We start from the raw sequence: 12,693 nt of genomic DNA, 5'->3' as shown, positions 1-12,693 counted from the left end.
GCTACATATTCTGGGAAAGTAATAACCATGGATGAAGCTATTAACTCCGAAATCAATCTTTTCCCAGATACCTTAGCTTGGGATGCAACTCCTAAGTTGGTCCCTGATTCTGATGGGTTCTATCCACATGCGATTCCTGGAAAAACTGTAACGGTATAAATCATGGAAAGAAGAAAATTTTTAAGAAACCTTGGACTTAGTGGCTCGGCCTTGACATTTGCTTCGGGAGCTGTTATTCCTTCTTTTGCCTCAAATCCTGAAAAAGCAGAACCAACCTTCAATATGGATTTTGCTCCTCATTTCGGAATGTTTAAAAACTCAGCGCCTGGAGGACTTGTAGACGAGTTGAAATTTATGGCCGACCAGGGATTCCGTTCTTTGGAAGATAATGGGATGCTAAGACGATCTTTAGAGGATCAAACTTTAATTGCCAAGACGATGGAGTCTTTGGGAATGAGAATGGGTGTTTTTGTCATTGAAGGTGGAGATAACTGGAAAGTATCTCTTACCACTGGCAAACAAGAGTTTTTGGATACGTTTCTTGAGACATGTAGGAATTCAGTTGAGGTGGCCAAGCGGGTCAATGCAAAATGGATGACCGTGGTACCAGGGTATTTTGAAAGAAATCTTCCTATGGGAGTTCAGACAGGCAATATAATTGAAGCTTATAAGAGAGCTGCTGAAATTTTTGAGCCTCATGGATTAGTAATGGTGATGGAACCACTTAGTGATAACCCAGATCTGTTTTTAAGACATGCTGATCAATCTTATATGATTTGTAAAGCAGTGGACAGCCCAGCATGTAAAATCCTCTATGACATCTACCATATGCAGCGAAACGAGGGGAATCTAATAGCTACCATGCAAAAGACATGGGATGAGATTGCATATATCCAAATAGGAGATAATCCAGGAAGAAAAGAACCGGGTACCGGAGAAATTAATTATGGTAATGTTTTTAAATTCATAAGCGAAAAAGGATTTAAAGGTATTTGCGGAATGGAACACGGAAATGCCAATCCTGGAGTAGAAGGAGAAAAAGCGTTAATTGAAGCTTATAGAAAAGTAGATATCTCTTAATTTCGCCAATGCGAAAATTCTTATCCATTTTGTCTTTAGGGTTTTTAATTTCCTGTCAGACAAGTGAAATAAATATCCCTGATGGTCCAAAAGGCTGGGAAATATTTGAAGTCCCTGTTAAAGCCTCCCTTAGGGGGCTTTCTCCAGTTACAGATGAAATTGCTTGGGCAACTGGCAGTGGAGGTACTTGGTTGAAAACTATTGATGGTGGTTTAACATGGGATCATGGTGTCATTGCAGGACTTGATACAGTAGATTTTAGATCCATACACGCTTTTGATGCAGTTAAAGCTATAGCTGTTTCTGCAGGTCAACCAGCAGTCATTTATAAAACTATGGATGGCGGGAAATCTTGGGATTTAAAACATCAAGAGGTAAAAGATGCATTTTTAGATGGAATTTCATTTTCCAACCCGGATCAAGGGTTTATTGTTGGAGATCCTATTGAAGGGAGGTGGATGATTTTGCAAACTTCAAATCAAGGTGATTCTTGGTATCCGGTAAGCAATCTGCCGGACGCATCAGATGGTGAGGCAGGGTTTGCTGCTAGCGCAACATCCCTTGTGGCAAATGATAATAATCTCTGGTTAGGCAGTGGGGGAGCTGAAGCAAATTTGCATTATTCTCCTGATCAAGGAGAAACTTGGAAGAAGTGGAAGTCCCCTATTGTCCAAGGTGAACCATCTAAAGGAATATTTTCCGTTGCTACCATGGGTAATAAACAGGTTTTTTTAGTGGGAGGTGATTATATTGAAATGCAGGATACTATTTCTAATGCAGCTTCCTTCAATTCCGAAAATGAAGAATGGGGAATCCCATCTACTGCACCAAAAGGGTATAGGTCTGGGGTTGTTTATTTTCCAAGATTTCATTGGTTGTTAGCGGTCGGGCCTACTGGATCAGATTTTTCCAAAGATGGAGGGTTAACTTGGGAGAGTTTTTCCGCTGAAGGATTTCATTCAGTGAAACTTGGACATACTGAAGAAGCAATATGGGCCTCTGGCTCCAATGGGAAAATTGCCAAGTTGAAAATTCAATAAACGGATATCATTTAATTTTTAATGAATTGAGGCTGAATTTTCACTAGTTTTCATTTATAGCGGGATATGATTACCGCTTCTGTATTATCTTTAAGGGAAATTTTAATAAATAGCAGCTCTAAAAACCTATAATTGTATCACATGTTTGAAATAATTCCTTCGATTTGGTTGATAAATGGCAAATGTGTCCGTCTGAAAAGAGGTGATTTCGCTACTGAAGAGGCAATTTCTAATAATCCTTTAGAGATTGCCCAAGAATTTGAATCTATTGGAATTAAAAGGCTTCACCTAGTTGACTTAGATGGAGCTAGAAGGGGAGAGCCTAAAAATTATCATATTCTTGAAGCGATAGCAGGATATACAAATCTTAAAATAGACTTTACAGGAGGAATATCCACAGATGGGGATGTTATTAAATGTTTTGAGTTTGGAGCAAAGACTGTGACTATTGCTTCAGCCGCTGCAAACTATCCCGAAAGATTCAGCCAGTTTATATTGTCATATGGACGTGAAAAAATTAACCTTGCGGCTGATACGAATCCCGAAGATCATAAAATAAAAATCAAAGGTTGGCTAAAGAAAACAGAAATAGATTTATATGATCATATCGAGTTTTTTTATGAAAGAGGATTAAAGTTTCTTAAGTGCTCTGATGTGACTAGAGATGGAGTTATGCAAGGGCCTAATTTTGAACTTTATGCAGACCTTGTAAAGAAATTCCCCAACCTGAATATTGCTGCTAGTGGTGGTGTAAGGAATATAGAGGATTTCAAAAAATTAAAAGACATAGGTTTGGGTGCAGCAGTATTTGGAAGAGCTTATTATGAAGGAATGTTAAAACTAAGCGAGCTTGAACAGTTCATTTCAAAAAGTTAGAATTAGTTAAAAATAAGTGAAAATAAAAAATGAGGCTCTAAAGCCTCATTTTTTATTTATTTTAAACCGAATTTAATCAGCTTTGAATTTATCAACTATATAAAGAAAAATGTTGAAAGATAAAGTTGAGGGAGAAGATTCTTCTTTTTTGATTTCTTTATCAACACCCCCAGCTGGTAAATCTCTTTTCACTAAATTTTTGTTTAATGGATTAGACAATACTTTAGAAGGGAGAACTTTTGGAGAATTAATCTCAGAATTTTGACTTTGATCTTCGATGATGAGCTTTTCAGTCTGTTTTACATTTTCTAAATCCACTTTTTCTTGCTCACCTTGTGCAAAAGATTCACCTGCTAAAAAGCAAAATACCATCAAGGATAATGCTGAAATGCCGATTTTCTTAAAAGGATATGAAGGTTTCATGAACATTTGTAAAATTGTATACTTACTAAGTTAACTACAGAATTTGCAAAAGGTTCATAAAATTATAAAAAAAATTGTCTATGCAAACGATTGACTACAAAGATTTCGATAAAATTGAATTAAGGGTCGGTACAATTGTACGTTCAGAAATTTTTGAAAAAGCCCGGAAACCGGCATATAAAATTTGGATTGATCTTGGAGATGAAATCGGGATCAAAAAATCCTCTGCTCAGATTACTGCACATTACTCAATTGAAAACTTAATCGGGAGACAAGTTATCTGCGTTTGCAATTTGGCACCTAGACAAATTGCAAATTTCATGTCAGAGGTTTTGGTTACGGGTTTTTTAGCAGAAGAAGGAGGGATTGTTTTAGCGGGTGTAGATAAACAGGTTCCTAATGGATCAAAGCTACATTAAGGCATAATTATTTCTAATCCAGTATCAGTTAAATTATTAGGATAAATTTCTAGGTCTTGACATGAACCCACTATTACATTGCCGGATTTCATATCAAATCTATATTCATGTAGCGGGCAAATTATTTCTTGAGAGACATTTATGATTCCATTTATCAAAGAAGCACCTCGATGTGGGCAATTTGACTGAAATGAGTAAATTTCTAATCCTATTCTTACCACTGCAATCTTTTTTTCTCCGACCAATACTTTCTTGATGCTTTTTTGCGGAAACATCAACAAGATTTCTTCTTTGGAATTACCGAGGGTATACTTTTTCATAATTCTTCAAAAATTTTATTTGATATTAGGCTAGAAATAGCATTAGAATGATTGGTTTTCTGATATTTCTTACGGAATTTTCAGAATAAGGAAGACTTAAACCCAAACAAAAATGAAAAGATTTGTATTGATTCCTCTACTTTTAATTTTTGCCTGGACACAGGCCCAAGACTTAGACGGTGCCTGGAAATTAACGCATCAAAATGGAAATGAAATTACGGAAGAAGAATATGTTAAAATTTACCAGGATAATTATTTTTCTTTTGGAGCTAAAAAGTTAGCTGATAATCACTTTATAGGTGCTGGGGGTGGTCCTATTGAATTCAAAGATGGCTATTATTATGAAACTTTGGATTTTTTCACCCTTGATCCTCCCCAGGTAGGAACCACAAATAAATATAAATTGGATCTCACCAATGGGAAAATGGTGATTTCATCAGAAATAAATGGAAGGATGCTAGTAGAAATATGGGAAAAACTCCCAGAAAGAAAAGACGCCTTGTCTGGAAACTGGGTAATTACGGGAAGAAAAAGGGATGGAGAGATCTCAAGGTCTACACCAGGTGCCCGTAGAACTATCAAAATCCTTGGTGGGGGAAGATTTCAGTGGGTTGCATTTAATTCCGAAACGAAAGAGTTTTCAGGTTCCGGGGGAGGAACCTATACAGCTGAAAATGGGAAATATGTAGAAAACATTACTTTTTTCTCAAGAGATGATAGCCGAGTTGGAGCAAGCTTAGGATTTGATTTTGAAGTTATTGATGGGGAATGGCACCACTCTGGCCAAAGCTCCACGGGAAACCCTATTTATGAAATTTGGACGCCCTATTCACTAGGGTATAAACCTGCTGGATCTAAGCCGCAAGAATAAAAATATACCCCTAAAAAGAGTTTGATTTTTAGGGGTATTTCATTTACTTTTTTATGCCTCTACCGCATAGAGGTCTTTTAATTTCGAAATAGTATAATCTATTTCTTCGATTGTATTATATCTACTAAAGGAGAATCGAACGGCATCTCTTTCTGGCTTGTGATTCAATGCTCTAAGAACATGTGAACCAACTGTAGCTCCAGAGCTACATGCAGATCCTCCAGAAGCTGAAATGCCCTCTAAATCCAGATTAAAAAGAAGCATTCCTCTATTCGCTTCAGAGGGGGGAAGGCTCACATTTAATACCGTATATAAGCTTTTGTCCAAATCTTTAGATAGGCCATTGAATAATACATCAGGAATTGCTTCCGGCAGGCTTTTAATAAAGTACTTTTTTAAAGAGGTAACATGTCTTTGATGACTTTCCATTTCTGAATAGGCAAGTTCAAGAGCTTTGGTAATTCCAATGATACCAATCACATTTTCGGTGCCTCCTCGCATATTTCTTTCTTGAGCACCCCCATGAATGAAGGGATGGATTTTCTTATCCTTTCGAACATATAAAAATCCAGATCCTTTAGGACCATGAAATTTATGCCCACCAGCAACTATTGAGTCTACAGGTAGAGATTTTAGATCATGTACATAATGCCCCATTGTCTGAACAGTGTCGGAATGAAAGAAAGCTGAATACTCCTTACAAAGATCACCGATTTTTGAAAGATCGTTCAGATTCCCAATTTCATTATTAGCATGCATTAAAGAAACCAACGAATTAGGATTTTCTTTTAGCAATTCTTCTAATTGATTAAAATCAATTTCTCCGTTTTCGTTTACATCTAAAATACTAAGCTTTATAAGGCCTTTTTTCTCACAAATTTCTAAGGTGTGAAGAACCGCATGATGCTCTAATGGAGAGGTAATAGCATGTTTGATACCATGACTTTCAATCCCACAAACTATTGCGGTGTTATCTGCTTCTGTTCCTCCAGAAGTAAAAAAAATTTCAGATGGTGAAGTGTTTAATAATTCAGCTACTTTTTTCCTGGCTCTTTCTATGGCTGTACGCACTTCTCTACCTTGGCTGTGTACAGAAGAAGGGTTTCCATAATGGGATTTCATGAACGGCAACATGGCTTCGATCACTCTATCGTCCATCGCAGTGGTAGCTGCATTATCTAAATATACTTTCATCTTTTCTTTACTTGGGTCAATAACTTAATAAGGATATTTATAGAAGAGATTTACTAACAATTTCCTTAATATCCTGCATGATTTTTTTTGCAAGATGCTCAGCAGTGGCTTCAGATTCAGATTCTGAATAAATACGGATAATTGGCTCTGTATTAGACTTTCGCAAATGTACCCATTCTTTTTCAAATTCAATTTTTACCCCATCGATGTCATTGATAGGTTGCTTTTTATATTTCTCTTTTATTTCGACAAGAATTATATCTACATCAATTTCAGGAGTGAGTTCGATCTTGTTTTTTGAAATATAATAGTTTGGATAGCTGGCTCTCAATCTGGAAATAGTTTTTCCAAAATTTGCCAAATGGGTAAGGAATAATCCAATTCCCACTAATGCATCTCGTCCATAATGGGATGCAGGATAAATAATACCCCCATTACCTTCTCCACCTATCACGGCATCCACTGCTTTCATTTGGTTGACAACATTTACCTCACCTACTGCAGCAGCAGTATAGGTTCCTCCATGTTTTTCGGTGACGTCTCTTAATGCTCTGGTAGAACTTAAGTTTGAGACTGTGTTGCCCTTAGTTTTGGAAAGTACATAATCTGCGACTGCAACTAAAGTATATTCTTCTCCAAATGCAGAACCATCCTCATTTATAAATGCAAGTCTATCTACATCAGGGTCAACTACAATTCCAAGGTCAAAACTTCCTTTCTCAAGTTTTTGGGATATATCCCTTAAGTTTTCTGGAAGAGGCTCAGGATTATGTGGGAAATGACCATCTGGTGTACAGTACATTTCCTCTATTTCATTTACACCCAGTGCTTTTAAAAGCTTTGGTACTGCAATGCCCCCTGTAGAATTTACAGCGTCTACTACGATTTTAAAATTCCTTGCAGCGATAGCTTCTTTATCTACTAATTCTAAATCCAGCACGTGCTGAATATGGCGATCTATGTAGTCATCAATTTGAGTGTAGGCACCAATCTTTTTTACTTCAGCAAACGTGAAGTCTTCTTTCTCAGCTTTTTCAAGAATGTCTTTTCCTTCGGAATCTGAAATAAACTCTCCCTTTGAATTCAAAAGTTTTAAAGCATTCCACTGAATAGGATTATGACTCGCTGTTAAGATAATACCTCCCCCAGCTTTTTCTAAAGGAACTGCGAATTCTACTGTTGGGGTGGTGCTCAAGCCGAGATCGATCACATGGATTCCCATTCCTTGGAGCGTGGCAGAAACTAATTTTGAGACCATCTCTCCTGAGAGTCTAGCATCCCTCCCTATAATTATTTTAGGATTTCCGGTATTTTCTAATACCCATGCCCCGTATGCAGAAGTGAATTTTACAACATCGACTGGAGTGAGCCCTTCGCCTGCTTTACCTCCAATTGTCCCTCTTATGCCAGAGATAGATTTTATTAACGACACGTATGGTAATTAATTTTGTGAAAAATGTGATTCTCTAAAGGTTATTTGAATATAATTTTACTTGAATTTGGCCAATACTTTATCCACCTCATTGTCTGGATTACCGCAGCTGCTTGTTGAGTCAACGGTTTTGCCACAATAACTGCAGGTTTCACCATCTTTGTTTAAATAAGGGTTTTGGGAGGCGCAAGTGCCTTTAAACTCCCCATTCTTCAAGAAAATCAGCCTAACTGACATCAAAATAAAGAAAAGGGCTACAAAACCAAGGGTTAGATATACTGTTGCCATAACGAATAAATTTGCGCAAATTTAAAGCTTTACTTCGAAAACGTCCACAATTCTAGCTTAGTTTCCTTCACTATGTCTAATTTGAGTACCAGAGCCCAGCAATTGGCATCATTTGATAGATTATTGACCATCATGGATGAGCTAAGAGCTCAATGTCCTTGGGATAAAAAACAAACTACTGAAAGTCTAAGGCATTTGACAATTGAAGAAACATTTGAGCTTTCTGATGCCATATTAGAAGGAAATCCAGAGGAAATAAAAAAAGAATTGGGAGATATCCTACTTCATATTGTCTTTTATGCCAAAATAGGATCCGAGAAAAACGATTTTGATATCAGTACCTTGATTGAGTCCTTGTGCGAAAAATTGATTAGAAGACACCCGCATATTTATGGTGACACTAAAGTAGATGATGAGGAAGAAGTAAAACAAAATTGGGAGAAAATTAAGCTTAAAGAAAAGGGGAATACCTCTGTATTAGGTGGTGTCCCTAAATCATTGCCAGCCTTAATTAAGTCAATGAGAATTCAAGAAAAAGCAAGAGGAGTTGGTTTTGATTGGGAAGAGAAACAACAGGTTTGGGAGAAGGTCGAGGAGGAGATGCAAGAGTTTAAAGAGGAGTTTAATGCGTCCTCAGACTCAGAAATAAACAAGGATAAGGCTACTAGTGAGTTTGGTGATTTACTGTTCTCGCTTATAAATTATGCTAGATTTATAGATATCAACCCTGAAGAAGCGTTGGAAAGGACAAATCTTAAATTTATTAAGAGATTTCAATATTTGGAAAATGCAGCAAAGGAATCCGGGAAGAGCCTTGCAAACATGACTCTTGCAGAAATGGATATTTATTGGAATGAAGCTAAGATGCTTTAATCAATTTCTTAAATCAAAAGTAGAAGTAAGCAAAAAATAATTATTCTAGTTTACTATAAGTCAGTACATGCAATAACTAAAAAGAAACACCACATATTAAATTTTGGAGATGTCAAATAAAATCATTTTTACGAAAGAGGCCCCAGCGCCAATAGGCCCTTATTCTCAGGCAGTTTTAGCAGGAAACACCTTATATGTTTCCGGTCAGATAGCGCTAGATTCAGAGTCAGGTGAACTAATCAACGAAAACATTACAGAAGAAACGCATGCGGTGATGAAAAATATAGAAGCGGTATTAAGAGCTGCTGATTTTACCTTTTCAGATGTTGTAAAATGTACCATTTTTATAAAAAGTATGGATGAATTTGGTACAATAAATGAAGCATATTCGAAATATTTTAAAATAAACCCTCCAGCCCGGGAAACAGTTGAAGTAAGTAAGCTTCCGAAAAATGTAAATGTAGAAATATCCTGTATAGCTGTAAAATAGAAGAATTGAACCTATTACCTTATCATAGTGAAACTTTAGTAAGTGCTCTTTCAAAACAAGAAGTACTAGGACACTTGATCCGAGTGACTGCTGAAGTAAATTATTTGGATAAAAGGACGGTAGGGAATAAAAAGATTTTATTCAATGGAATGGTTGGGCAAAAAGGTTTTCAAATTTCAAGAGTAATAGATAAAGGGAATACATTTATTCCACTTGTCGTTGGGCAGGTTGAAGAAACGGCAAGAGGAAGTATTATTTTTTTGAAATACAAACTATTTCCTGGAGCTATTTTCTTTCTGGCATTTTGGAGTGTCATACTAGTAGGGTTTGTTGCCTATTTTTTTGCCATTTCACAAAACTTCAATTTTGGAGCTATTTGTCTAGCTTTAGCTATTCTCAATTATGGAGGGGCAGTCTTTTTTTTTAATAGGCAAGTTAAGGCTTCAAGAAAAGTATTTCATCAGCTGATTAATTTTCAATTGAAGGATTAATTTACCCTGTTAGGGAAAAAAGAGTAGAAGCCTTAATTTTGGCAAAATCAATTTCAATAATCCGAAAATATGAGCATACGTATCGAACATGACACCATGGGGCCTGTAGAGGTGCCAGCTGATAAATATTGGGGAGCCCAAACTCAGCGTTCCATCAACAACTTTAAAATTGGAGGTGAAAAAAATAGAATGCCAATTGAGATAATAAAGGCATTTGCTATTCTTAAGAAAGCTGCGGCATTTACAAATGCCGAACTTGGGGTTTTAGAAAAGGATAAGGCAATTATTATCGGCAAAGTCTGTGACGAGATCCTAGAAGGGAAACTTGATGACCAATTTCCGTTGGTAGTTTGGCAAACAGGTTCAGGCACCCAGTCCAATATGAACACAAACGAGGTAATTGCTTATCGGGCTCATGTTTTAATGGGTGGTTCTTTGGAAGATTCAAAAAAGAAAATTCACCCAAATGATGATGTAAATAAATCACAATCATCGAATGATACCTATCCTACGGCAATGCACATTGCTGCCTATAAAATGGTGATGGAAACGACTTTGCCAGGGATCCAGAAATTAAGAGATACTCTTCATGACAAGTCGGAATCATTCAAAATGGTAGTGAAAATTGGCCGAACCCATTTTATGGATGCTACACCTTTGACACTAGGTCAGGAATTTAGTGGCTATGTAGCTCAATTGGATCATGGAATTAAAGCTATAAAAAATACTCTTAGCCACTTATCTGAACTAGCATTGGGAGGTACTGCAGTGGGAACTGGACTAAATACTCCAAAAGGATATTCAGAGCTTGTGGCACAAAAAATTGCAGATATATCTGAGCAGCCATTTGTTACAGCTCCAAATAAATTTGAGGCACTAGCTGCTCATGATGCAATGGTAGAAACACATGGCGCTTTAAAACAAGTTGCTGTTAGTTTGATGAAAATTGCAAATGATATTCGGATGCTTTCTTCAGGCCCAAGATCAGGAATTGGTGAAATCTTAATTCCTGAGAATGAGCCAGGATCTTCGATTATGCCGGGTAAAGTAAATCCAACTCAAGTAGAGGCTATTACTATGGTTGCTGCCCAGATCATGGGAAATGACGTAGCTATCTCTATCGGAGGGGCAACCGGCCATTTTGAATTGAATGTATTCAAGCCATTGATTGCTACAAACTTTTTACAATCTGCTAGATTACTAGGCGATGCATGTGTTTCATTCAATGATAATTGTGCAGTAGGGATCAAGCCAAATGATGCAGTAATAAAAAGACATTTAGAGAATTCTTTAATGCTTGTAACAGCGCTAAATCCTCACATCGGTTATGAAAATGCGGCGGCTATTGCCAAAAAAGCTCATAAAGAAGGAACCAGCTTAAGAGAAGCTGCCATTGCTTTAGGCTTATTGACTAGCGAACAATTTGATGAATGGGTAAAGCCAGAAGATATGATTGGAAGTTTGAAATAATACCCACCGAATAAATAAAAAAAGGATGTATTTCTATTTGAAATACATCCTTTTTTTGATCTATCTATAATAATTAAGAATCTTGAACACTTTCATTAGCAGTGAAAGGGTTAGATTTTCTGAGTAAACCTTCAGGAAGTTCACCTTCTGTACTTGCAACTACCGTTGTCACAACTACATCACCTGTTACGTTAATCACAGTTCTAAACATATCCAAAATCCTATCTGGGGCCATAATTAGAGCAATTCCTGCTGCAGGAACTCCTATGGATTCCAGAACAACAATTAACATAATTAATCCGGCTCCAGGGACGCCTGCAGAGCCTATAGCCGCCAAAGTGGATGTCAGAACAATCATCAGTTGCTGAGAAAAAGAAAGTTCCATTCCAAGTGCTTGAGCAATAAAAACCGCAGCGACACTTTGGTAAAGACTCGTACCATTCATATTGATAGTTGCGCCTAAAGGAAGTACGAAAGAGGAAATCTCTTCGGACACACCAATCTCTTCTTCAGCTATTTTCATAGTCACTGGGAGAGTAGCTGAACTAGAACTAGTAGAGAAAGCTAATAGCTGGGCAGGTCTAATTTTCTTGAAAAATTCCAGATATGGGACTTTGGTAAAGCTTTTTAAGAGCAAAGGGTAAATAACCAGCATCATGAAGAACAAGCCTCCAAGTACAATCATGCTGTATTTTAATAAAGCAAATAACAAATCAAAAGCAGAATCTGGGTTGTCACCAGCTATCTCTACAATTAAAGAAGCCATAAGAGCGAATACCCCATAAGGAGCTATCAACATGATGTAATTCACAATCTGAATAATTAGATCGTTAAATCCATCAAAAAAAGCAATCACTGGTCCTGCCTTATGTTTAGGTATTTGTAACAGGGCGATACCAGCAATTATAGCGAAGAAAACTACTTGAAGCATTGCCGCATTGTCCGTTGTAGCTAAGAAAAAGTTTTCAGGAACCATATCCACTATTGGTTGAAGTGGACTTTGCTCTTGAAATTTTGCCGCTGCATCAGATTTTTTACTGACATCACCTTCGTAAAGTGCCATCAAATTTTCTCTAGTCTCAACAGGTAAACTTTTTCCAGGCTTGAATACATTCACTAAGGTGAGTCCAACCGAAATAGCAATTACCGTGGTAATGATAAAGGTAATAATTGTCTTTCCCCCAATTCGGCTTAGTTTAGAAATATCCCCAAGATTAGATACTCCAATGATCAATGAGGCTAATACCAATGGCATGGCAATCATTTTCAAGCCATTAATAAATATAGTGCCTATTGGCTTGATGAAATCGATGGTTAAAGAACTTGGAATATCAGTACGGATAACAACCAGACCGAAGATTAGTCCAAGAACAAGGCCAATAATGATTTGTGTATGTAATGGTATTTTCTTTCGCATTTGAAAAGT

General features: G+C 37.0%; 15 protein-coding genes and 1 pseudogene. 10 read left to right on the top strand and 6 right to left on the bottom strand.

Going from position 1 to position 12,693, the window contains the following annotated elements; genetic code table 11:
- The 4 genes and pseudogenes from Q0L68_RS01345 to Q0L68_RS01330 form a co-directional block, all read left to right on the top strand.
- Positions 1-159, top strand: a pseudogene (locus Q0L68_RS01345) (dehydrogenase); the annotation flags it as partial.
- Positions 160-162: 3 nt separating this feature from the next.
- Positions 163-1,080, top strand: coding sequence for a TIM barrel protein (locus Q0L68_RS01340; RefSeq protein WP_296698317.1), 918 nt, complete (start codon positions 163-165; stop codon positions 1,078-1,080).
- 8 nt (positions 1,081-1,088) lie between these two features.
- Positions 1,089-2,120, top strand: a complete 1,032-nt coding sequence (locus Q0L68_RS01335) for a YCF48-related protein (RefSeq protein ID WP_296698314.1) — start codon at positions 1,089-1,091, stop codon at positions 2,118-2,120.
- 141 nt (positions 2,121-2,261) lie between these two features.
- A complete protein-coding gene (locus tag Q0L68_RS01330) occupies positions 2,262-2,996 on the top strand; it encodes a 1-(5-phosphoribosyl)-5-[(5-phosphoribosylamino)methylideneamino] imidazole-4-carboxamide isomerase (RefSeq protein ID WP_296698312.1) in 735 nt (244 codons plus the stop codon).
- A gap of 72 nt (positions 2,997-3,068) precedes the next feature.
- Here the strand turns inward: Q0L68_RS01330 and Q0L68_RS01325 are convergent, their stop codons facing one another.
- On the bottom strand, positions 3,069-3,419 hold the full coding sequence (locus Q0L68_RS01325; protein ID WP_296698310.1) for a hypothetical protein: 351 nt from the start codon (positions 3,417-3,419) through the stop codon (positions 3,069-3,071).
- 80 nt (positions 3,420-3,499) lie between these two features.
- On the opposite strand from Q0L68_RS01325, the gene Q0L68_RS01320 reads away from it, so the two are divergent.
- Positions 3,500-3,838 carry a tRNA-binding protein gene (locus tag Q0L68_RS01320; RefSeq protein WP_296698305.1) on the top strand — a complete coding sequence of 113 codons (339 nt, stop codon included), beginning with the start codon at positions 3,500-3,502 and terminating at the stop codon, positions 3,836-3,838.
- Here the strand turns inward: Q0L68_RS01320 and Q0L68_RS01315 are convergent.
- The gene (locus Q0L68_RS01315) at positions 3,835-4,158 is read right to left on the bottom strand and encodes a Rieske 2Fe-2S domain-containing protein (protein ID WP_296698302.1); all 324 of its coding nucleotides are present in this window, start codon (positions 4,156-4,158) and stop codon (positions 3,835-3,837) included. The two genes, Q0L68_RS01320 and Q0L68_RS01315, sit on opposite strands and share 4 nt — an antisense overlap.
- A 112-nt stretch (positions 4,159-4,270) precedes the next feature.
- Between Q0L68_RS01315 and Q0L68_RS01310 the strand changes: the two genes are divergently transcribed.
- Positions 4,271-5,029 carry a hypothetical protein gene (locus Q0L68_RS01310; RefSeq protein ID WP_296698300.1) on the top strand — a complete coding sequence of 253 codons (759 nt, stop codon included), beginning with the start codon at positions 4,271-4,273 and terminating at the stop codon, positions 5,027-5,029.
- A gap of 51 nt (positions 5,030-5,080) precedes the next feature.
- Here the strand turns inward: Q0L68_RS01310 and Q0L68_RS01305 are convergent, their stop codons facing one another.
- The 3 genes from Q0L68_RS01305 to Q0L68_RS01295 are packed head-to-tail and all read right to left on the bottom strand — an operon-like array spanning position 5,081 to position 7,943.
- Positions 5,081-6,223, bottom strand: coding sequence for a cysteine desulfurase family protein (locus Q0L68_RS01305; protein WP_296698297.1), 1,143 nt, complete (start codon positions 6,221-6,223; stop codon positions 5,081-5,083).
- Between the two features lie 37 nt (positions 6,224-6,260).
- Positions 6,261-7,655 carry a phosphoglucosamine mutase gene (gene glmM, locus Q0L68_RS01300; RefSeq protein WP_296698296.1) on the bottom strand — a complete coding sequence of 465 codons (1,395 nt, stop codon included), beginning with the start codon at positions 7,653-7,655 and terminating at the stop codon, positions 6,261-6,263.
- Between the two features lie 57 nt (positions 7,656-7,712).
- Positions 7,713-7,943, bottom strand: coding sequence for a hypothetical protein (locus Q0L68_RS01295; RefSeq protein ID WP_296698292.1), 231 nt, complete (start codon positions 7,941-7,943; stop codon positions 7,713-7,715).
- A 72-nt stretch (positions 7,944-8,015) separates the two neighbouring features.
- On the opposite strand from Q0L68_RS01295, the gene mazG reads away from it, so the two are divergent.
- The 4 genes from mazG (at position 8,016) to fumC (ending at position 11,267) form a co-directional block, all read left to right on the top strand.
- A complete protein-coding gene (gene mazG, locus Q0L68_RS01290) occupies positions 8,016-8,816 on the top strand; it encodes a nucleoside triphosphate pyrophosphohydrolase (RefSeq protein ID WP_296698291.1) in 801 nt (266 codons plus the stop codon).
- 109 nt (positions 8,817-8,925) lie between these two features.
- Positions 8,926-9,306, top strand: a complete 381-nt coding sequence (locus Q0L68_RS01285; RefSeq protein ID WP_296698288.1) for a RidA family protein — start codon at positions 8,926-8,928, stop codon at positions 9,304-9,306.
- A gap of 5 nt (positions 9,307-9,311) precedes the next feature.
- Positions 9,312-9,797, top strand: coding sequence for a hypothetical protein (locus Q0L68_RS01280; protein WP_296698287.1), 486 nt, complete (start codon positions 9,312-9,314; stop codon positions 9,795-9,797).
- A 69-nt stretch (positions 9,798-9,866) separates the two neighbouring features.
- Positions 9,867-11,267 (top strand): class II fumarate hydratase, encoded by a 1,401-nt coding sequence (gene fumC, locus Q0L68_RS01275; RefSeq protein WP_296698285.1) that lies wholly within the window; start codon positions 9,867-9,869, stop codon positions 11,265-11,267.
- Between the two features lie 73 nt (positions 11,268-11,340).
- Here fumC and Q0L68_RS01270 read toward each other — a convergent pair whose 3' ends face one another.
- Positions 11,341-12,684, bottom strand: coding sequence for a dicarboxylate/amino acid:cation symporter (locus Q0L68_RS01270; protein WP_296698283.1), 1,344 nt, complete (start codon positions 12,682-12,684; stop codon positions 11,341-11,343).
- Positions 12,685-12,693: the final 9 nt, after the last annotated feature.

It is taken from the genome of Algoriphagus sp. (genome assembly GCF_024642405.1).
GTDB lineage: Bacteria > Bacteroidota > Bacteroidia > Cytophagales > Cyclobacteriaceae > Algoriphagus.
Note: the sequence above shows the minus strand (reverse complement) of the source record. Positions and strands in the feature narration are given on the sequence as shown.